This is a genomic window from Nostoc sp. CALU 1950, from assembly GCF_051172895.1.
In the GTDB taxonomy this organism is placed as follows: domain Bacteria; phylum Cyanobacteriota; class Cyanobacteriia; order Cyanobacteriales; family Nostocaceae; genus Nostoc; species Nostoc edaphicum_A.
Genome location: NZ_JBDNJQ010000064.1, coordinates 14,361 through 36,120 on the forward strand (window position 1 = coordinate 14,361; position 21,760 = coordinate 36,120).

Annotated in this window: 13 protein-coding genes and 1 tRNA gene; 11 read left to right on the top strand and 3 right to left on the bottom strand. The window is 42.2% G+C overall.

What is annotated here, in order from left to right; all coding sequences use genetic code 11:
• Positions 1-270 precede the first annotated feature (270 nt).
• The 4 genes from ABF638_RS18290 (at position 271) to ABF638_RS18305 (ending at position 8,974) form a co-directional block, all read left to right on the top strand.
• Positions 271-5,661, top strand: coding sequence for a trifunctional serine/threonine-protein kinase/ATP-binding protein/sensor histidine kinase (locus ABF638_RS18290; RefSeq protein ID WP_435024418.1), 5,391 nt, complete (start codon positions 271-273; stop codon positions 5,659-5,661).
• A 412-nt stretch (positions 5,662-6,073) separates the two neighbouring features.
• On the top strand, positions 6,074-6,346 hold the full coding sequence (locus ABF638_RS18295; protein WP_094348080.1) for a GlsB/YeaQ/YmgE family stress response membrane protein: 273 nt from the start codon (positions 6,074-6,076) through the stop codon (positions 6,344-6,346).
• A 777-nt stretch (positions 6,347-7,123) separates the two neighbouring features.
• Positions 7,124-7,954, top strand: coding sequence for a metallophosphoesterase (locus ABF638_RS18300; RefSeq protein WP_435024420.1), 831 nt, complete (start codon positions 7,124-7,126; stop codon positions 7,952-7,954).
• 192 nt (positions 7,955-8,146) lie between these two features.
• A complete protein-coding gene (locus ABF638_RS18305) occupies positions 8,147-8,974 on the top strand; it encodes a metallophosphoesterase (RefSeq protein WP_435024422.1) in 828 nt (275 codons plus the stop codon).
• Positions 8,975-9,578: 604 nt separating this feature from the next.
• Here the strand turns inward: ABF638_RS18305 and ABF638_RS18310 are convergent.
• The 3 genes from ABF638_RS18310 to ABF638_RS18320 all read right to left on the bottom strand — a co-directional run bounded on the left by ABF638_RS18310 (position 9,579) and on the right by ABF638_RS18320 (position 12,316).
• On the bottom strand, positions 9,579-10,313 hold the full coding sequence (locus tag ABF638_RS18310) for a hypothetical protein (RefSeq protein WP_435024424.1): 735 nt from the start codon (positions 10,311-10,313) through the stop codon (positions 9,579-9,581).
• A gap of 320 nt (positions 10,314-10,633) precedes the next feature.
• Positions 10,634-11,566 carry a WD40 repeat domain-containing protein gene (locus ABF638_RS18315; protein ID WP_435024426.1) on the bottom strand — a complete coding sequence of 311 codons (933 nt, stop codon included), beginning with the start codon at positions 11,564-11,566 and terminating at the stop codon, positions 10,634-10,636.
• Between the two features lie 126 nt (positions 11,567-11,692).
• Positions 11,693-12,316 (bottom strand): J domain-containing protein, encoded by a 624-nt coding sequence (locus ABF638_RS18320; RefSeq protein ID WP_435024428.1) that lies wholly within the window; start codon positions 12,314-12,316, stop codon positions 11,693-11,695.
• 33 nt (positions 12,317-12,349) lie between these two features.
• On the opposite strand from ABF638_RS18320, the gene ABF638_RS18325 reads away from it, so the two are divergent.
• The 7 genes from ABF638_RS18325 to rpoB all read left to right on the top strand — a co-directional run bounded on the left by ABF638_RS18325 (position 12,350) and on the right by rpoB (position 21,684).
• Complete coding sequence (locus ABF638_RS18325) at positions 12,350-13,447, top strand: tocopherol cyclase family protein (protein ID WP_435024430.1); 1,098 nt, start codon at positions 12,350-12,352, stop codon at positions 13,445-13,447.
• Between the two features lie 33 nt (positions 13,448-13,480).
• Positions 13,481-13,554, top strand: a tRNA-Arg gene (locus tag ABF638_RS18330).
• Between the two features lie 354 nt (positions 13,555-13,908).
• Positions 13,909-14,439, top strand: coding sequence for a YdcF family protein (locus ABF638_RS18335; RefSeq protein WP_435024437.1), 531 nt, complete (start codon positions 13,909-13,911; stop codon positions 14,437-14,439).
• Between the two features lie 345 nt (positions 14,440-14,784).
• Positions 14,785-15,948, top strand: a complete 1,164-nt coding sequence (locus tag ABF638_RS18340; RefSeq protein ID WP_069071707.1) for a GuaB3 family IMP dehydrogenase-related protein — start codon at positions 14,785-14,787, stop codon at positions 15,946-15,948.
• A 338-nt stretch (positions 15,949-16,286) separates the two neighbouring features.
• Entirely contained in the window at positions 16,287-16,583 is a 297-nt protein-coding gene (rpsT, locus tag ABF638_RS18345) for a 30S ribosomal protein S20 (RefSeq protein WP_181930844.1), read from the top strand.
• A gap of 219 nt (positions 16,584-16,802) precedes the next feature.
• Complete coding sequence (locus ABF638_RS18350; RefSeq protein ID WP_435024432.1) at positions 16,803-17,600, top strand: TatD family hydrolase; 798 nt, start codon at positions 16,803-16,805, stop codon at positions 17,598-17,600.
• A gap of 784 nt (positions 17,601-18,384) precedes the next feature.
• Positions 18,385-21,684, top strand: a complete 3,300-nt coding sequence (gene rpoB, locus ABF638_RS18355; protein ID WP_190962001.1) for a DNA-directed RNA polymerase subunit beta — start codon at positions 18,385-18,387, stop codon at positions 21,682-21,684.
• The last annotated feature ends 76 nt before the right edge of the window (positions 21,685-21,760 follow it).

The following is a 21,760-nucleotide window of genomic DNA, read 5'->3' on the forward strand; positions in this document are numbered from 1 at the left end:
TCTCTGCAAGAGGCTACGCTTTGGCGAAATGTCTCGCAGAGAAGACGCCATCTGTAACCCGGATTTCTCACCACACCTCTCAAAGCCTGCGCTTGTGCAGGGGAGCAAGGGAGCAGGGGAGCAGAGGAGAGTTCAATGTGCCAAGTTCAATCCCCTCTGCTCCTCTGCCCCTCTGCTCCATCAAACGCCTGAAGCTTGTGAGAAATGCGGGTGTAAGTATTGCCATGTTTTTGGGCAACCTAAATACTGAGGTCTCAAAGATTAAGCCCTATGGTCAGCATTCCCGGATATCACGTTAGCAAAGAACTGTACAATGGTTCTCGAACCTTAGTTTATCGTGCTAATCGAGAAACTGACCAAAAATCTGTGGTGATTAAGCTGATGAAAACTGCTTATCCCAGATTCAGCGAATTGGTACAGTTTCGCAATCAGTTCACCATTGCTAAAAATTTGAATCTACCTGGAATCATCCAAACCTATAGTCTGGAACCCTATCAAAATGGCTATGCGTTAGTGATGGAAGACTTTGGGGGAATTTCCTTGAAGGAATGGGGAGTGAGGGGAAGGGTAGAATCTCTGATAGAGTTTTTACGAATTGCGATCGCTCTATGTAATGCATTAGATATTCTAATTCGTTATCGGATCATTCACAAAGATATTAAACCCGCCAATGTTTTAATTAATCCAGAAACTAAAGAAGTTAAGTTAATTGACTTTAGTATTGCATCTCTGCTGCCACGGGAAACTCAAATCCTGATGAGTCCTAATGTGCTAGAAGGGACACTCGGCTATGTGTCTCCAGAGCAAACTGGGAGAATGAATCGGGGAATTGACTACCGTACTGATTTTTATTCTTTGGGTGTAACTTTTTACGAATTACTAACAGGGGAATTACCATTTAAATCGCAAGACCCGATGGAATTGGTACATTGTCATATTGCAAAACTTCCGCCACTTTTAGGAGAGAGGGGAGAGATTCCTCAAGTTCTCTGTGACATTGTGATGAAATTGATGGCGAAAAATGCTGAAGACCGCTATCAGAGCGCATTAGGACTGAAATATGATTTAGAAAATTGTTTGGCTCAACTCAAGGAGACGGGGAAAATTGTAAGTTTCCCAATTGCTCAACGTGATGTGTGCGATCGCTTTATTATCCCAGAAAAACTCTATGGGCGTGAGCATGAAGTTGAAACTCTGCTGAAAGCATTTGACCGCGTTACCAACAATCAGACAGAACTAATGCTGGTGGCTGGTTTTTCTGGTATTGGTAAAACAGCAATTGTTAACGAGGTTCACAAACCCATTGTCCGGCAGAGGGGCTACTTCATCAAAGGCAAATTTGACCAATTTAATCGTAATATTCCCTTCTTTGCTTTTGTGCAGGCGTTTCGAGACTTAATGGGGCAATTGCTGAGTGAAAGCGATGCCCATTTATCAACTTGGAAAAACAAAATTTTACAAGCACTGGGTGAAAATGGGCAAGTCATTCTTGAAGTAATTCCAGAACTAGAACAAATTATTGGTCAACAACCATTTGCAACGCAACTGTCACCAAGTGCAGCACAGAATCGGTTTAATTTGTTATTACAAAGGTTTGTTAAAGTATTCACTACCAAAGAACACCCCCTAGTCATTTTTTTAGATGATATGCAGTGGGCAGATTCAGCATCCATGAAGTTGATCCAGTTACTAATGAATGAGTCAAAAGAAGGATATTTGTTATTAATTGGAGCTTATCGAGATAATGAAGTGTCTGCTGCTCATCCATTGATGTTGACATTAGATGAGATTGCCAAAGCTAATACTACTATTAACAAAATTACATTAGATACTCTAAGTGAAGCAAGTTTAAATCAACTGGTTGCTGATACCCTAAAATGTCCGCTACAAAACACACAATCGTTAACACAACTGGTATATCAAAAAACCAAGGGTAATCCATTTTTTAGTACGCAATTTTTCAAAGCTTTGCATGAAGATCAGCTAATTAAATTTGATTTAGAAACCGGAAGTTGGCAATGTAATATTGCCCAGCTAAAGGCGTTAGCTCTGACAGACGAGGTGGTTGATTTTATGGTATTACAGTTGCGGAAGTTGCCAGAACCAACACAGAATATTTTGAAATTAGCGGCTTGTATTGGTAATCAATTTGACTTAGCAACATTGGCGATTGTTTCTGAAAATTCCGAGACAGAAACAGCAACATCCCTCTGGAAAGCATTACAAGAGGGATTAATTCTGCCACAAAGTGAAATTTACAAATTTTATGTCGGGCGAGAAACACAGGATTTAGTACAAAGTTCGCTAACTGTAAACTATAAATTTTTACATGATCGCGTTCAACAAGCAGCTTATGCATTAATTCCAGAGGATAAAAAACAATCCATCCATCTGCAAATTGGTCAACTGCTATTAAGCAAAATACCCATTAAAAAGCAGGAAGAGAGAATTTTTGAGATTGTTAATCAGTTGAATATTGGTGTAAAGCTAATCACTAGACAGTCTGACAGAGATAAATTAGCACAGTTAAATTTGCTAGCTGGTCAAAAAGCCAAACTATCCACTGCTTATACGAATACGATAGAATATATTAATTGTGGGATTCAGCTATTGAAAACAGATAGCTGGCAACAACAGTATTCACTCACATTAGCCTTGTATGAAGAAGCTGCTTCAGCAGCCTATTTAATGGGTCAGTTTGACCAGGTAGAAGAGTTTGTTAAGCAAGTGCAGCACCATGCTAAAGCCTTACTAGATAGGATTAAATCGATTGAGATTCAAATCCAATCTTATTTAGCTCAGAGTCGTTTTGATGATTCGATTCGGACTGCGATCGCACTGCTAAATCTCTTGGGTGTCAAACTATCTCATCAAGCTAATCAAACGCAAAATTTATTAAGTTTAGCCAAAACAAAATTACAATTTTTAGGTAAATCTCCTTTAAGTTTAATTGATTTACCTGATATGACAGGGGGCAAACAACTGGCAGCAATCCGAATTCTGGCTAGTACGAATTCAACGGCTTATATTGCTCGTCCAGATTTATTGCCACAAATAATTTTGAGCGAAGTCAATTTATCGATGCAGTACGGCAATGCTGCTGCATCTGCATTTGGATATGCCTGGTATGGATTGATTGAGTGTGGCATTCTGGGAAATATTGAGGCAGGCTATGATTTTGGTCAATTAGCATTACAAGTTCTCGAAAAATTCCATAGTAAAGAATTAAAAGCGAGAACTTTTTTCATTGTTCAAACATTTATTAATCACTGGCATCAACCCCTAAAAGACACAATCGCACCGTTAGCTGAAGCCTATCAAGTAGGGTTAGAAACCGGAGATATTGAATATGCAGCTTGGGCTAGCTATAGCTGTAGTTTTCATGGATACTTGATGGGGCAGGAATTGGCTGAGTTAGAAAAACAGATGGGTGACTATGCTGAAGTTTACAGCCATTTTAAACAAGAAAAACCTCAGACATATATTAATTCATTTCGTCAAGCCATCTTGAATTTGTTGGGGCAGTCTACTAATCCTAGTTACTTATCAGGTGCTGTTTATGATGCACAAACTATTCGCCCATTACAACAGCAAGCAGGCGATCGCACTGGATTGAGCTTTAGCTATGCTAATGAACTCATACTTTGCTATCTGTTTGAAAATTATACCGGAGCATCTGAGGCAGCAATTCATGCAATGACCTATTTAGATGGGGTAACATCGGCGGCAGTTGTACCAATAGTTTATTTTTATGAGGCGCTAACTCAATTAATTCTCTATCAAACAGCAACAACTGCCCAGAAAAAACAGATTCTTAAGAAAGTAACATCCCATCAAAAAAAGTTGAAAAAATGGGCGCATCATGCCCCAATGAATCATCAACACAAATTTTACTTAGTTGAAGCAGAACGGCATCGGATTTTGCAACAAAAAAACAAAGCAATGGAACTGTACGATCGCGCCATTTCTCTTGCTAAAGAAAACGGATATATCCAAGAAGAAGGCTTGAGCAATGAGTTGGCTGCCAAGTTATACCTCGATTGGGGCAAAGAAAAAATCGCCCAAGTTTATATGCAAGAAGCTTATTACTGCTATGCCCGTTGGGGTGCGAAAGCCAAAACCGAAGACTTAGAAAAACGCTATCCCCAACTCCTGGTTCCCATCTTACAAGAGCAGCTTAATCCCTTGCAACTAAGATCAACCATTGATACATCTTCATTCCCACATCAAACCATTCACACAAATCTTTCTAGTAGCAGTATTTCTGAAGCCCTAGATTTGGCCACCATCTTTAAAGCCTCACAAGCTCTCTCCAGTGAAATTAAATTAGAGCAATTACTCACTATCTTCTTGCAAGTGATAATGGAAAATGCCGGGGCACAAAAAGCTGCCCTACTTGTACTCCAACAGGAGAACTTAATAGTTGAAGCCGTAGCCACCATCAATGAAGGAGTCACCCTACTATCTGTACCATTGTCAACCAGCGAAGGTATTCCGATTACACTAGTAAACTTTGTCAAACACAGCTTAAAAACCGTTGTGCTGGATGATGCAACAGCAAAAACTGATTTTATCGCCGATCCATATTTCATTCAGCAACAACCTAAGAGTGTGTTGTGTACGCCGATATTAAACCAGGGTAAAATCATCGGGCTGCTATATCTAGAAAATCCGCTGACAATTGGTGCATTTACGAGCGATCGCACTGAAGTCATCCAACTGCTATGTTCCCAAGCCGCCATCTCTCTAGAAAATGCCCGTCTTTATCAAGAATCTCAGAATTATGCCTATCAACTAGAGCGATCGCTGCAAGAACTTGAGCATACCCAATTACAAATGGTGCAAAACGAAAAAATGGCAACCTTGGGCAATTTAGTTGCAGGGGTGGCACATGAAATTAATAATCCCATTGGATTTCTCGAAGGCAGCCTCCACAATGCCGAAGAGTATACTCAAGACTTACTCGCCCATATCCAATTCTTTAAACAATATCATCCCAATCCAGCGATCGCAGTCATTGAGCATGGCGAAAAAATAGACCTAGAATTTCTAATTGAAGACTTACCAAAATTAGTAAGTTCGATGAAGGTGGCTTCGGAACGAATTAAAGACATTAGTACCAGTCTCCGCACCTTCTCCAGAGCCGATACAGCCGAAAAAGTTGCTTGTAATCTTCATGAAGGGATTGAGAGTACCCTGTTGATTTTGAAGTATCGCCTCAAAGCTAACGAAAAACGTCCAGCAATTGAAGTTATCACTGAATACGGAAAATTACCACCAGTTAAGTGTTTTTTAGGACAGCTAAATCAAGTATTTATGAACATCCTTGCTAACGCCATTGATGCCTTAGATACTTCCTGCGAGGGGCTTTCTTTTACTCAAGTGCAAGCCAATCATCAGCAAATACTGATTCACACTGAAGTATCTAGTGACGAGCGCACGGTAACAATTCGCATCAAAGATAACGGTCAAGGGATGCCAGAGGAGATTAGAGCACGGATCTTTGACCACCTGTTTACAACTAAAGAGGTTGGAAAAGGAACAGGATTAGGATTAGCGATCGCTCGTCAAATCGTTGAGGAAACCCATGATGGGCGGTTGAGTTGCAATTCTGTGCTTGGCGAAGGAACAGAATTTGTCATAGAGATTCCAGTGTCTTAATAACTACTAGTGCGATTTCAAAAAATACGGAGATGAAGCCTGTTTTGTTTTAGAATACAGGTCGATGCATTAGCTTTTCTAATCGTGTGCGCCTGATTTTGCCTCCTTTACATTACTTTAGAGACAGGCTCTAAAAACTTAGCTTAATTCTTCTAGTAGAGGAGAGAGCTAATTAAAAATGCGTATACTGCAATTACCAAGCAATAGTTTGATAAGCCCCTAGTTAAAGACCTACTAGGAGCTTTTTTTTAATTGATTATCTATCTTAATTAGGTCATATCCCAAAAACTTAGTAGTAATTAAACTATTCCTTATGGATATTAATAATTAATTCTGATGGTAGATTGAGTCAGGGATGAAGATAGTTAATATGTATTTGTAAGTCAAAAGACGTTTACCAAAATTAACAACAATGAATATTCTTGCTTGGATTGTTTTAGGTCTAATTGCTGGTGCGATCGCAAAAGCTATATATCCTGGTCATCAAGGCGGTGGAATTCTAGGAACAATTGTGTTAGGAATTATCGGTGCTTTTGTTGGCGGTAGTTTAGGTGTATTCTTCAGTACGGGAACCTTATCTCTAGCAGCTCCTAGTCTTAGCATTCCAGGCATTGCAGTAGCAGTTCTTGGTGCAATTGTCGCAGTTTTCTTGTGGAATTTACTAACCAACCGCAGTGCTGTATAAAAGTAAAATTGCGGTAAATCAATGAGCAAGATTTCGCAAATTCATTTAACTATTTTTAACTGTGAATTAAATTAAAAAAAATAGCGTCTCCGTAATTATAGGTAGGCGTTATTTTTTTTGCTCGCAATAAAATAATCAAAATTAGCGCTAGCTAATAGTCCAATACAGTTCATATAAGACCAAAACACTTGTAGAGACGGCGATTTATCGCGTCTTCAATACCCACCAATAGGCTATGTTGCAGCTTAGAGAGTGTTTGCAAGTCAGTAAAGCCTTCATTTTCAGCACAGATAGTGCTAAAAATTCTACAGGTAGGAAGATTAGCGATCGCTAAGTGTAAATTTATTTTAAGAGTGTTAATTAGCTCTAAGAATTCCTATGCCAGCTTTTCTTTCAATGTAATCTGCTAAGTTGATAAAATCTTCACGCGGGTAGCATCTTCCACCAACCAGATCAAAGGCTAATCTACTGGCAGGATTTTCTGGGTTTTCGAGTATATGTATACCCCAGTAGTAAAGTAGGTCACTAGTCTGAATACAAACTTCTTCTGGATCTATACAATGAAATTTATTATCTATTTTGTTAATTTCTTTACAAGTATCAGATTGGAATAATACAATAATCTAACCGCTGTTACGTCTGATTTAAATAAGTATAAATACGCTATAACCTACAGGTTTCATAAAATTTTCAATAAGTTGGACTGGTCGCTGCACACAAACCGACGATGTTTAGTTAAGCTGTAAGCGCTATGATTAAAGTTTATTGAACATCTCTATGCACTGGTTGTTATCTGGGCCGTTGAGTACGGAAGAATTGACGGTTAACATTGCAGGGTTACCTGCATCGTTACAAGGTAAGAAGTTGGTGCAGTTGTCAGATTTTCACTACGATGGTTTGCGGCTGTCGGAAGATATGCTAGAAAAAGCGATCGCAGTTACTAACGAAGCTGAACCAGATTTGATTTTATTAACTGGTGACTACGTAACTGACGATCCGATGCCGATTCACCAACTGGTACTTAGACTCAAACATCTGCAAAGTCGCAGTGGTATCTATGCTGTTCTTGGCAATCACGATATACATTACAAACATGCAAAAGCAGAAGTTACACAGGCGTTAACTAGCATTGGAATTCACGTCCTTTGGAATGAAATAGCCTATCCACTAGGACAAGAATTACCACTCGTTGGACTTGCGGATAGTTGGTCACGCGAATTTCACCCTGCACCAGTTATGAACCAGCTAAACCCCGACACACCATGCATCGTTTTATCCCACAACCCAGATACTGCGGAGATATTACAAGCATGGCGAGTCGATTTACAATTATCGGGTCATACTCACGGTGGTCAAATCGTGATTCCCGGAATTGGTCCTGTGGCATTGTTTTACGAAAAACTTGTAGAAAAAATACCCAAAAAAGTGCGGCGTCGATTCCCATTTTTGGAAGTAAATGTTTCTGTAGTCAGCCATTGGGAATGGGCACAGGGTTTTCATCAGCTAGGAAAAAATCAGTTATATGTCAATCGTGGTTTGGGAACTTACCTCCCAGGACGCTTATTTTGCCGCCCAGAAGTTACTATAATCACCCTACAAGGTGAGTAGATAAATTCAAAATTCAATATAAAAGAATGCAATTACAGCAGGTATTCTGGCTAATGAGTACCTGACAGACATAATTCAAATCAATGAATTAATTGTATCTACAGTAGATGACATAAATTATTGCATTTTATCAAGTTACATTTTAATTTTTGGTAAGCTGTAAGCGCTGGTATGAGGAGTATCGGTTGCCTTATGCATTGGTTGTTTACGGGACATTTAAGAGTAGATAAAATAACGGTTAAGATTGCACAACTTCCTGCATCTTTACAAGGTACAACGCTAGTGCAGTTGTCAGATTTTCACTACGATGGTTTGCGGCTATCAGAAGATATGCTTGAAGAAGCGATCGCAGTTACTAACGAAGCTGAACCAGATTTAATTCTATTAACTGGTGATTATGTAACTGACGACCCCATGCCAATTCACCAACTGGTGCTTCGATTAAAACATTTGCAGAGTCGCTGTGGTATTTATGCCGTACTTGGCAACCACGATATCTATTACAGCCACTCCAAAGCAGAAGTTACACAGGCTTTAACTAGCATTGGGGTGCATGTGCTTTGGAATGAAATCGCCTATCCACTAGGAAAAGAATTACCACTTGTGGGACTAGCTGATTATTGGTCACGGGAATTTTACCCCGCACCAATCATGAATCAACTAGATTCTGTTATACCCCGTATTGTTTTATCCCATAACCCAGATACAGCCAAGATATTGCAACAATGGCGCGTAGATTTGCAACTATCTGGTCATACTCACGGTGGTCACATCGTAATTCCGGGCATTGGTCCCCTAGTACTCTATTACAAAAAGCTACTCAAACAAATTCCCAAAAAATTGCGGCGTTGGGTAACATTTTTCTTGGGAGACTGCTCGAAAGTAGTGCGATATTGGGAGTGGGCGCAAGGGTTTCACAAGATAGAAGAAAATCAACTATATGTCAATCGTGGTTTAGGAACTTATAAACCAGGACGTTTATTTTGTCCGCCAGAAGTGACTGTAATTACCTTAATTTAGTCATTGGTCATTGGTCATTGGTCTAAATAAATGATAAATGATAAGTACAAATGACTAATGACAAAGGACAGCCCCCACTGGTCAGAGTGCAATTTAAATACATAACACTCAAAGCAGAAACCGCCGGAAGCTACGATGGATAGGTATCAGCAGCTTGGGGCGGTTTCTTGAAGATTGGAAAATTCAGAAATAACTAACTCAACTAAGGTGGACAGCATTTGCGATCGCTCTACTCAGAATTGCACATCCTTACATTCCAACTAGGCAGGCATTTTCTGGCTGTGCGTTCTAAAACCTCCAAAACAACTCATTGAACTCAAGGCAAAAACACATTCAATGGATGCCACAACCATAAAGAGCGATCGCAAGAACATTAGAGCAGGAGGCACAGGCTCTAACTTGAAAGTTTTTGTTTAACTTTTAACCTGTTTGTACCTTGCTCTTAATCTAGCATCGTGTTTGTTCGGCTAGGGTACATCTTTACTAAACTTGAGTACCATTAACTTATCGCAATAATTCTGAAATATTGCTTAAAAATTGCCCCACTTGTTACATATTGGCGTTAATGCCAGCATTATCAAGTGGGCTGAAAATTCAGGAGCGGTTATTGAGCAGAACCACCTGTAGTAGCATCACCTGCGGTAGAAGAACCGCTATTAGATGCAGGTGGAGTGGTTTTAGAGGTATCACTTGTCGTGTCTGGAGCGACAGTCTTAGTAGAAGTATCGCTCTGCGAAGTTGGAGTATTACTAGATGGACTCGTGGTCTGGCTCTGTGACGCATTGGGAGTTGGCTGAGTTACAGAAGGTGCTTTTTCTGCCGCAGGTTGCTGGGGTGGAATCGTAATGTTAATGTCTGGTTGGCGAGGTGCAGACGGAGGTGTAACCTGCTGTTGTGGAACAGGAATAGGAACAGGTACTTCCCTAATTCTTTCGATTATCGTTGTTTGTGGTTGAGGAGATGCACTAGGTGTTGCACTACTATTACTCGGTACAGGAACCACGACTGGCACAGTATTGTCAACGGCTGCGTTATTCTGCTGGTTGAAGTACCAGACCCCACCTATAACCAAACCAAGCAGGGAAGTAATAATAATACCCAACAGCAAACCACCACTAGCATTGTTTTCATCACGCTGGGCTAAATCTGCTTGCTGATTGCTACGCTCAGTATTTCGACCTTGTACGTAACCGTTACTAAAAGAGTTTGGATTAGCTGTGCTGTTCTTTACTGTTTCAGTGGTTTGCGTCAAGTCAGTGTGAGTATTACCATTAGCATCAGTGTAAGATTCTTGCTTAAATTCACTGTTTTGGCTTTCGCGTTCATTAGGAATAGGCATAGCTGTTGATTTCACTCCTCGATATTAATGTTGACAAACTAAAGCTTTGTAAAAACAAGAGGTTTTACTCAATTGAAAAATATATGTTGCTGATAAATGTTGAGTTTTATTTGCTACGCGACTGTTGGTGATTCTCAGAATAACCTCTGAGATCAGCAAGTGGCTCTATCTGTAGGAAGTTAATACTTAATCAAGAGAAAGAGTGTCCCAAAGATGGATGTTATTATACTGTTAGATGATGAATTGATAAAAAATCTGGCAATTTACTGAAATCATCTAAATTTTTAATAAATCAAGAATAGATTATGCTTATAAATCATTTATAAAAGAGTGACAGCTTTACTGATGGGGAATAGGGTAATAGTTTTATCCCCGCTGCTACTAGCCAGTGTTTTACCATCTGGGCTAAAGGCAACAGAATAAACTGCATCTTCAGATCCTGAAAAAGTACAGAGTTCATTGCCTGTATCTAGTTGCCATAACTTGATCGTTTTGTCTTTACTACCGCTAGCTATAATTTTGCCATTGGGGCTAAAAGCGACAGAATAGACATGATCAGAATGCCCAGCTAGGGTGCAGAGTTCTTCACCGCTTTCTACGTGCCATAGCTTAATTGTCTTGTCCCAACTACCACTTGCTAAAGTCTTGCCATTTTGGCTGAAAGTGACAGAATTTACCCCTCCAAACCAATCGGAATGCCCTGTAAGAGTTAGGACTTTCTGTTTAGCCAAATGCCAAATTTTGATGGTTTTGTCATTACCAGCACCACCACTGGCTAAAGTTTTTCCATCCGGACTGAATGCAACGGATAAAACGTCATCTGAATGCCCTTTGAATGTGTGTACTTTCTTTTTTGTCTCTATTGACCAAAGTTGAATCGTCTTGTCTTTACTGCCACTGGCTAAAGTTTTTCCATCCGTACTAAAAGTAACAGAGTGAACCTTTTCTTCGTGTCCTGTGAAGGTAAAGATTTCATTCCCTGTTAGGACATCCCACAATTTAATAGTTTTGTCATCACTAGCACTGGCTAGAATCTTGCCATTAGGGCTGAAAGCAACAGAATTTACCCCTCCAGACCAAGAAGACTCTCCATGTCCCTTGAAGGTGCGTGGTTCCTCATGAGTTAAATGCCAAATTTTGATGGTTTCGTCATCACTAGCACTCGCAAAAGTTTGCCCATCAGGGCTGAAGACGACAGACATTACCTTATTTGAATGCCCTTTAAGGGTGCGTACAGATATTAGGCGTTGCATATTTAAGAATACAAAGAATTCAGCAGCAAATCTTACTACACTTAGTATTCCCAGATATAAGTATTATTTAACTCTAGGTCTGGTGTCGCCGTCTGAAGTGTCTTAAACTATATTCGCTTCTTATCTTCAACGCCTATTTAGCCGCAGTAAATTTTTTATCCTCTGACAAAATCTTTCTACCAGAGGTCTAGGTTTTGATACATATCTAGGTGAGCGTGATCTACGTGTACTCCCCGGATTTCTTAACTCTTCTTCTATTTGTGCAGCTTTATTTAAATCTGAAGCGGCTCTATATTCATATCCCAATTGTGAGCAAACTAGCCCACGATATTTATATGCGTCAATGTAGTGAGGATTGAGACGAATTGCGTGGGTAAAATCTGCGATCGCATCCTCATATCTTCCTTCTGTAGCATTATCTACTCCTAAAGTATAGAAAGTTTCTGCATCCCAACGATTGACAGATATTTTTGTGGGATTTTTAGGCGAAGATGAAGATGGATTTTCAGGAATGGGAGGCTCAGATGGACTTTCAGATTTGAGCTTATTGTAAGCTCCGTTGATTGATTTGATTTTTTCCTCAGCTTCCTGTTTTTGCTTTTGATCAACAAAGCGATCGGGATGCCAAATTTTCACCAGTTTACGGTAAGTTCGCTTCACCTGTGCTTGAGACGCACCGGGTTCCAGCCCCAGAATTTCATAAGCCTCATTGATATCGAAGCGTAGACGCTTCGGCTTGTCGTTAGACATCGCGCATACTGAAAAAATCGGCAACTATAATCTATGTTAACTATTCCGATGAATCTTCTCCAATCAACCCAAACGCCCCATTCTGGTTATCACTGGGATGGAAGTAGTCGCCGCTTCTTTGAAGGCTGGTATTATCGCGTCACGTTGCCGGAAATTGGACAGACATTCGCCTTTATGTACTCCATTGAAGACCCCATCGGCGATAAACCCCACAGCGGTGGTGCAGCCCAAATCCTCGGCCCAGATGATGAGTATTTATGTCGTACTTTTCCTGATGTCAACAAATTTTGGGGTAGTCGGGATGTCCTGGGTTTAGGTCATTGGGGTAAAACCAATTTGCAAGTTTCTCCCCTATACCTCCTTCCAGCAGAGTTTAAGCATCATGTACAAGAAGGCTATCAAGCTACAGTCACCTTGAATCAGGGAATAATTTGCGATCGCGCCACCAATAATTATTGCCGTTGGGAGTATGAAATTCAACCAGTATACGGTTGGGGAAATCAAAACAGCATTCAGCAATCAACCGCAGGCTGGCTGTCATTCTTGCAGATTTTTGAACCCGGATGGCAAATTTTGATGGCTCACGGTTTAGCCAGTGGAAAGATTGACTGGAATGGCAAAATCTACGAATTCACTAACGCCCCAGCCTACAGCGAGAAAAATTGGGGTGGTGCTTTTCCTCAAAAATGGTTTTGGATAAATTGTAATTTTTTTGAAGGCGAACCCGACTTAGCATTAACTGCTGGCGGTGGGCGGCGGGGCGTGCTGTGGTGGATGGAATCTGTAGCGATGATTGGACTGCACTATCAAGGCAAGTTTTATGAATTCGTTCCCTGGAATTCACAAGTAGAGTGGGAAATTCAGCCTTGGGGTAGATGGCAAATGAAAGCTAGTAACTCCCATTACGAAATTGAATTGACAGGAACCACCAATCTATCTGGTACACCTCTACGTGCACCCACAGCAGAAGGTTTAAGATACTGTTGCCGAGACACTATGCAAGGAAAGCTAAATTTAGAGTTACGAGAACTAAATGGAAGAAAATCTCAAATAATCCTCAAAGCAGAAAGTCTTCTTTGTGGTTTAGAAGTAGGCGGCGGCTCTTGGGATAATTGTTGGCAGTCTGACTAAAACTACTGCTATAATTATATATGCTTCGCAGTTGGGGTTGTAGCTCAGTTGGATAGAGCGGACGCCTCCTAAGCGTCAGGTCGTGCGTTCAAGTCGCACCAGTCCCGTTTTTCAGGCAATTAACATATAACAATTCATCCGGGCACAGCATTGCTTGTGCACCCACTATTAGTCTGTATTCTATGCAATCGAGAAGAACTAGATAAAGTGGTTACAACCCTTTGATGAATCGTCCGATACAGGTTAGGATAATCCATCAATTAGAAGCAAGACTTTAAGCACGCTTAATCGCGCTGCGACGGGAGAATCGACCAAATTTATTATATTTGGGCAGATTTTTTGGAAGTTTGCTACTCTACTATCAATTGTTTTTTCTTCTAGACAGAGAAAATTTTGGACTGAGTAAATTAAGTTATTGAGCCTTGAATAAGCTACTCTTTACAGGTAAATCTTTTCGTTTTATGGCTTTTGTCCTACCGCTAGCCGTGTGGTGGGGATACAAAGAAGTACAAAACCAATTTGTACAGCCGCAAGCAGTTATAGTGTTGGGTGGTTCAACGAGACGTTTAGAGAGAGAGAAGTTTACAGCAAAATTTGTTAGTGAGCATCCAAATATACCGATTTGGATTACTGGCGGTAGTCCACCTACATTCACCCAACGAGTCTTTACCAAAGCTGGCATTGATCCCAAACGTTTACACTTGGACTACGAAGCAGTAGATACAGTTACTAATTTTACTACGTTGGTGGATGATTTGCAAGCTCGTGGCATCAAGAGTGTTTACTTGATTACTTCAGACTTCCACATGCGCCGGGCTTGTGTCATCGGCGAAATTATTTTGGGTAGTCGGGGTATTTATTTAAAACCAGTGCCAGTTCCTTCAGAAAACCCCCCTGAATCTATCGAAAAATCGATTCGTGATGGAGCTAGAGCCATAATTTGGTTAGCAACTGGTTACACTGGTGTCGATGCTGCGAAAAAGAAACGATAAATCAATTTGGGATTTTGGAAATGAAAATTTTCAAATTCAAAAACTTTATCGATATGAAATAAGACAAACTATTCCAAGTTGGTGACATTTATGGGAGCTTGCATAATCTTGACCTAAGTCAATACAGGCAAATTAAGAGAACTAATGCCAATAATCTTGACATCAACTCAGTAAGAACAGACACTTCAAAGTATAATTTTTGAAAAACTAGCGCAACACTAACCTTCAAACAACACAGCAGCTTGGACTGTTCGGAGTGGTCTAGTATAGTTCGGGGAAAAAAACGCCCCAAGTTCTCCCACAATTTGATACCCTAGCTTAAACAGATTTGAGAAAATTTAAAGCGTGGAAATTCAACTTGGGCGGGGAAAAACAGCTCGCAGAGCTTACGGAATAGATGAAATTGCTCTAGCCCCCGGTAACAGAACACTAGACCCCAGTTTGGCGGATACTAAGTGGCGTATTGGCAATATTGAGCGAGAAATCCCGATAATTGCCAGTGCAATGGATGGTGTAGTAGATGTTCGTATGGCTGTACGTTTGTCACAGTTAGGAGCATTAGGTGTCCTCAATTTAGAGGGGATTCAAACTCGCTATGCTGACCCAGAGCCAATATTAGATCGGATTGCCTCTGTGGGGAAAGATGATTTTGTTGCCTTAATGCAAGAACTCTATGCCGAACCAATAAAACCGGAATTAATTGAACAACGTATTCAGGAAATTAAACAACAAGGTGGGATTGCGGCGGTAAGTGCAACTCCAGCCGGTGCAAGTAAATACGGTGAGGCGGTGGCAAAAGCTGGGGCAGATTTATTTTTTGTGCAGGCTACGGTAGTTTCTACTGCACATCTGTCACCAGAGTCTTTGGTACCACTTGATTTAGCAGAATTTTGCCGTTCCATGCCCATCCCCGTGGTATTGGGGAATTGCGTGACTTACGAAGTCACTTTGAATTTGTTGAAAGCTGGGGCGGCTGGGGTACTGGTGGGAATTGGACCTGGTGCCGCTTGTACGTCCCGTGGCGTGTTGGGTGTGGGTGTGCCACAAGCGACTGCGATCGCAGATTGTGCTGCTGCACGAGATGATTACTACAAGGAAACTGGCAACTATATCCCCATTATTGCTGATGGCGGTTTAATCACCGGTGGCGACATTTGCAAATGCATCGCCTGCGGTGCCGATGGTGTGATGATTGGTTCCCCCTTTGCCAGAGCCGAAGAAGCCCCAGGACGAGGTTATCATTGGGGTATGGCGACTCCCAGTCCAGTCTTACCCCGTGGCACCCGGATTCGCGTTGCCACAACCGGTAGCCTAGAGCAAATACTCATTGGCCCAGCCGGACTAGATGATGGCACTCACAATCTTTTAGGAGCCTTAAAGACGAGTATGGGCACTTTGGGAGCTAAAAATATTAAAGAAATGCAACAAGTGGAAGTTGTGATTGCGCCTTCCCTATTAACTGAGGGTAAAGTTTACCAAAAAGCTCAACAATTAGGTATGGGGAAATAAAGGGAATCGGGAGTAGGGAGTAGGAGATGGGGAGAAATAGCCCCATACATACCTAATGCCCACTCCCCACCTTTCCGGGGTAGGTATTTAAGAAAGGTTATAGATAGTTCACTGCTATGCTGGTTGTTAAGTTTTTGGGCGAAGGATGAAAAGCGTTTGGCACAACCCGCTGATTTACAATTTGAAGTTGCGGATGCTGCCTAGTCTTGCATACACTCTTGGTAGCCAGTGTGTTTAAAGAGAATTTTTTTAGGAAATTATAACATTGGCAATTTGGATGCTATATTAGTAAGTCTAGTAGTGTGTGTACATAATTAATAGTATTTTTGGAATTGACTGTGGCGAATACAAAGTCTGCTCTCAAGCGTGCCGAAATCGCAGAACGTAACCGACTGCGTAATAAAGCTTACAAATCAGCAGTCAAGACGCTGATGAAGAAATACTTTAATGCTGTAGCTGCCTGTACAGCTAATCCTACCCCAGAATTAAAACAAGAAGCACAGGCTCGGTTATCCGAGGCTTACGGCAAAATCGATAAAGCAATCAAACGGGGTGTCCTTCACCCCAACAATGGGGCAAGGAAAAAGTCAAGATTGGCTCACAGATTAAAACCCCTCACACAAACAGCTGAGTAGTCATTGGTCATTTGTCCTTTGTCATTGGTCACAAAACAAAAAGAGAAGTCTGAGCGCCGACTTTCAACGATAGTACAGCTTTAGCGATTCCGTTTCCCCTTAACGGTAAGCAAGCTATTTGCAGCATTTCGTCGATTATCGTCTGCCTCCATCATCCCCAATGGGGTACAAAACTCCCGAAACAACAAATGACGAAGGACAAACAACAAAGGACAAAAGATGCAACTGATAGACACACACGTACATCTCAACTTTGATAGTTTTCAGCCGGATTTAGCAACTGTGCGATCACGATGGCAAGAAGCAGGTGTAGTGCGTTTGGTACATTCCTGTGTTCACCCAGAGGAGTTTTCCAGTATTCAATCCATAGCCCAAGAGTTTCCCGAAATCAGCTTTGCTGTGGGATTACATCCTTTAGATGCTGATAAATGGAATAGTGAGACAGCCGAGAAAATCAAAACTTTAGCTAGTTCTGACTCGAATGTGGTAGCAATTGGGGAAATGGGGCTGGATTTTTACAAAGCTGATAACTACGAGCAACAGTACATGGTGTTCGAGTCGCAGTTGGCGATCGCATCTGAACTCAACTTACCAGTGATTATTCACTGCCGCGATGCTGCTGTCGCAACCAGAGAAGTGTTGCAAAAATGGCGGAAACTCAAAGGAGAAACAGTGCGGGGTGTCATGCATTGTTGGGGAGGAACACCAGAAGAAACTCAATGGTTTCTGGATTTAGGCTTTTACATCAGCTTTAGCGGAACGGTAACGTTCAAAAACGCTAAAGCGATCCAATCCTCAGCTGCGATGGTGAATAGCGATCGCCTACTGATTGAAACAGACTGTCCTTTCCTATCCCCAGTTCCGAAACGGGGTGAGAGACGCAACGAACCTGCTTACGTGCTTTATGTAGCCGAGCAAGTAGCTAAACTGCGTCAGGAAACGGTAGAGGCGATCGCCCATCAAACCACCCAAAATGCCTGTGAATTATTCGGTCTGTCAATATCAGGTGTGCCCTAGTATATTTTGTCAAGTTGTGCTAAAAAAAATATAACTCTAGGGGGACAAAAATATGCTAATATTATTCCCTCAAAAACATTTTGCTTGCGCCATAATGATAAAGGAAGGAATTTAAAACTTTTCGTCTGAATTTTCCGTGCTGTTATGGCTTGGCCATCCCCCCAATCTCTACAAGCGGATGCTCTCCACACATGACTAATCGTGCCAATCCAAATTGAGCTAGACTTTTGCACAACATCAGCTTGGTGTGTATTGAACCTATTGAAAATCGTTAAACAAAATTGCCTTGTGAGTACAATTCAGCAAAATAAAGTGATTCTGATTCAAAGCCAACAAGGTACGGATCATTCCCTCAGTCTTAGGATATCGAGGATATCACTGAGAGTATAAACAGCGGGGTGGATTTAAGACACACCGAATGGAGCTGCGTCAGCAAATTAACGCGCTTTTTGGAGGGGAAGTGAGGAAAGTAGATCAAACTCAGGAATATCTCAGCATATTCTTTTTGAAATGGGGATTGGGCATGAGGCGTGGGGTGCAGAGTGGAAAGACTTTCAGCAACTTCTTTCCTGCTCCTCTGCTCCCACATTTTCTATTTAAGAGCGATTACTCCGTTGTCAAAATGCTAATTCCAGCCAGCTTTAATCGCTGCGTTTGCCCACACCTGTAAACAACAAGTGTGTAAGAAAAAGTTCCCAAACAGCTAAGGACACTGGCTAGCAGTGGGAAGCGTTAAAGAGCAGTGTCCAAGGGAAAAGTTAACCAGGTTGACAAAGGTAGAGGCATGACTAAAGAAACATACATGGAACCCGCCTTTCTATTGCCCGACTTGATTGAAATCCAGCGGTCAAGCTTTCGCTGGTTTTTGGAAGAAGGGCTGATAGAAGAACTTAACTCCTTTAGTCCTATTACAGATTATACGGGCAAATTAGAACTCCACTTTTTAGGTCATAACTACAAACTCAAAGAACCAAAGTACAGCGTCGAAGAAGCCAAACGGCGGGACAGCACCTATGCCGTCCAAATGTATGTTCCCACACGTCTGATTAATAAAGAAACCGGGGAAATCAAAGAGCAAGAGGTATTCATTGGTGATTTGCCTTTGATGACCGATCGCGGGACGTTTATTATTAACGGAGCCGAGCGGGTAATTGTCAATCAAATCGTGCGATCGCCAGGGGTTTATTACAAATCAGAAATCGACAAAAACGGGCGACGTACTTATTCAGCTAGCTTAATTCCCAACCGAGGAGCATGGCTGAAATTTGAAACAGACCGTAACGATTTGGTGTGGGTACGCATCGACAAAACCCGCAAACTGTCAGCACAGGTACTTCTAAAAGCTTTAGGGTTATCAGACAACGAAATCTTTGACGCCTTACGCCACCCCGAATATTTCCAAAAAACCATTGAAAAAGAAGGGCAGTTTTCTGAAGAAGAAGCCCTGATGGAGTTATATCGGAAACTGCGTCCTGGTGAACCACCCACTGTGTTAGGTGGACAACAGCTGCTAGACTCTCGTTTCTTTGACCCGAAACGTTATGACCTTGGTCGCGTTGGACGGTACAAACTCAATAAGAAATTGCGCCTTTCTGTCCCAGACACAATGCGGGTGTTGACTGCTGGGGATATCTTGGCAGCCGTAGATTACCTGATCAACCTAGAATATGACATCGGTAATATCGATGACATTGACCACTTAGGCAACCGTCGGGTGAGAAGCGTCGGGGAATTGCTGCAAAACCAAGTGCGGGTGGGTTTAAACCGCCTAGAGAGAATTATTCGGGAACGGATGACTGTATCCGATGCTGAAGTGCTAACCCCTGCTTCCTTGGTGAACCCCAAACCATTGGTAGCAGCAATTAAAGAATTCTTTGGTTCCAGCCAATTAAGTCAGTTCATGGATCAAACCAATCCCTTAGCAGAACTGACTCATAAACGCCGTCTAAGTGCCCTTGGCCCTGGTGGTTTAACCCGTGAACGCGCCGGTTTTGCCGTGCGGGATATTCACCCTAGCCACTATGGACGCATTTGCCCCATTGAGACACCAGAAGGCCCCAACGCCGGATTGATTGGCTCCTTGGCAACCCATGCGCGGGTTAACCTTTATGGGTTCTTAGAAACACCATTTAGACCTGTGGAAAATGGACGAGTCAGATTTGACTTGCCTCCAGCCTACATGACAGCCGATGAAGAAGACGATCTGCGGGTTGCTCCTGGAGATATTCCTGTAGATGAAACTGGACACATTATTGGTCCACTAGTACCAGTCCGGTATCGTCAAGAATTTTCCACCACAACACCAGAACAGGTGGACTATGTAGCAGTATCTCCTGTTCAGATTGTGTCGGTAGCAACCAGCATGATTCCCTTCTTGGAGCATGATGACGCTAACCGAGCGCTGATGGGGTCGAACATGCAACGGCAAGCAGTCCCCCTGCTTAAGCCAGAGCGTCCTCTGGTGGGTACTGGTTTGGAAGCCCAAGGAGCAAGAGACTCCGGGATGGTGATTGTATCGCGTACCGATGGCGATGTTACTTATGTAGATGCTACAGAAATTCGCGTCCGTCCTAAACCTAACACCTCCGAAATTAGATACACCCTTTCCAAGTACCAACGCTCAAACCAAGACACCTGTTTAAATCAAAAACCTCTCGTCCGCATTGGTGAACGGGTTGTTGCTGGTCAGGTATTGGCTGACGGCTCTTCCACCGAAGGCGGTGAATTGGCGCTAGGACAAAATATCGTCGTTGCCTATATGCCTTGGGAAGGCTACAACTACGAAGACGCAATTTTAATCTCTGAAAGACTGGTGCAGGATGATGTCTACACCTCAATTCACATTGAAAAATATGAAATTGAAGCTAGACAAACCAAACTGGGTCCAGAAGAAATTACCAGAGAAATTCCCAACGTCGGTGAAGATGCCTTGCGTCAGTTGGATGAACAGGGAATCATTCGCATTGGGGCATGGGTAGAAGCTGGAGATATCTTAGTAGGAAAAGTCACACCCAAGGGTGAATCTGACCAACCGCCAGAAGAAAAACTGTTGCGGGCGATTTTCGGTGAAAAAGCGCGGGATGTGCGAGACAATTCCTTGCGAGTACCAAATGGTGAAAAAGGTCGCGTAGTTGATGTGCGCTTGTTTACTCGTGAACAAGGCGATGAACTGCCACCAGGAGCCAATATGGTAGTCCGGGTGTATGTTGCCCAAAAACGCAAAATCCAAGTTGGTGACAAAATGGCAGGACGCCACGGTAATAAAGGGATTATTTCTCGGATATTACCAGCGGAAGATATGCCTTATTTGCCCGATGGTTCACCAGTGGACATTGTACTTAACCCCTTGGGCGTACCCAGCCGGATGAACGTTGGACAAGTATTTGAATGCCTCTTGGGTTGGGCTGGTCAGACCTTGGGAGTACGATTTAAGATTACTCCCTTTGATGAAATGTACGGTGAAGAGACATCGCGCCGAATCGTGCATGGCAAATTGCAAGAAGCACGAGACGAAACAGGGAAAGACTGGGTATATAACCCAGATAACCCAGGCAAAATCATGGTGTATGACGGTCGTACAGGCGAACCCTTTGACCGAGCAATTACCATCGGTGTGGCTTATATGCTGAAGCTGGTGCATTTGGTGGATGATAAGATCCACGCCCGTTCTACAGGCCCATACTCGCTGGTTACTCAGCAACCCTTGGGTGGTAAAGCACAACAAGGTGGTCAACGGTTTGGAGAAATGGAAGTGTGGGCATTGGAAGCCTTTGGTGCGGCTTACACCTTACAGGAATTGCTCACAGTTAAATCTGACGATATGCAAGGACGGAATGAAGCGTTAAATGCGATCGTTAAAGGTAAGGCAATTCCTCGTCCTGGAACTCCAGAATCCTTTAAGGTGTTAATGCGCGAGTTGCAATCATTGGGGTTGGACATTGCCGTTCACAAGGTAGAAACCCAAGCAGACGGCAGTTCCCTAGATGTGGAAGTTGATTTGATGGCAGACCAATCAGCCCGTCGGACACCTCCTCGACCCACCTATGAATCTCTTTCCCGCGAATCGCTGGAAGATGACGAATAAGGAGTGCTGAGTGCTGAGTGCTGAGTGCTGAGTATTAAACAACTCAGTAATTGGCATTTAGCACTTGGATATCTCT

Bases quoted from the DNA above. Each gene is read 5' to 3' on its own strand.
- ABF638_RS18290 (WP_435024418.1), top strand. From the start codon at position 271: ATGGTCAGCATTCCCGGATATCACGTTAGCAAAGAACTGTACAATGGT.
- ABF638_RS18295 (WP_094348080.1), top strand. From the start codon at position 6,074: ATGAATATTCTTGCTTGGATTGTTTTAGGTCTAATTGCTGGTGCGATC.
- ABF638_RS18300 (WP_435024420.1), top strand. From the start codon at position 7,124: ATGCACTGGTTGTTATCTGGGCCGTTGAGTACGGAAGAATTGACGGTT.
- ABF638_RS18305 (WP_435024422.1), top strand. From the start codon at position 8,147: ATGCATTGGTTGTTTACGGGACATTTAAGAGTAGATAAAATAACGGTT.
- ABF638_RS18310 (WP_435024424.1), bottom strand. From the start codon at position 10,313: ATGCCTATTCCTAATGAACGCGAAAGCCAAAACAGTGAATTTAAGCAA.
- ABF638_RS18315 (WP_435024426.1), bottom strand. From the start codon at position 11,566: ATGCAACGCCTAATATCTGTACGCACCCTTAAAGGGCATTCAAATAAG.
- ABF638_RS18320 (WP_435024428.1), bottom strand. From the start codon at position 12,316: ATGTCTAACGACAAGCCGAAGCGTCTACGCTTCGATATCAATGAGGCT.
- ABF638_RS18325 (WP_435024430.1), top strand. From the start codon at position 12,350: ATGTTAACTATTCCGATGAATCTTCTCCAATCAACCCAAACGCCCCAT.
- ABF638_RS18335 (WP_435024437.1), top strand. From the start codon at position 13,909: ATGGCTTTTGTCCTACCGCTAGCCGTGTGGTGGGGATACAAAGAAGTA.
- ABF638_RS18350 (WP_435024432.1), top strand. From the start codon at position 16,803: ATGCAACTGATAGACACACACGTACATCTCAACTTTGATAGTTTTCAG.
- rpoB (WP_190962001.1), top strand. From the start codon at position 18,385: ATGACTAAAGAAACATACATGGAACCCGCCTTTCTATTGCCCGACTTG.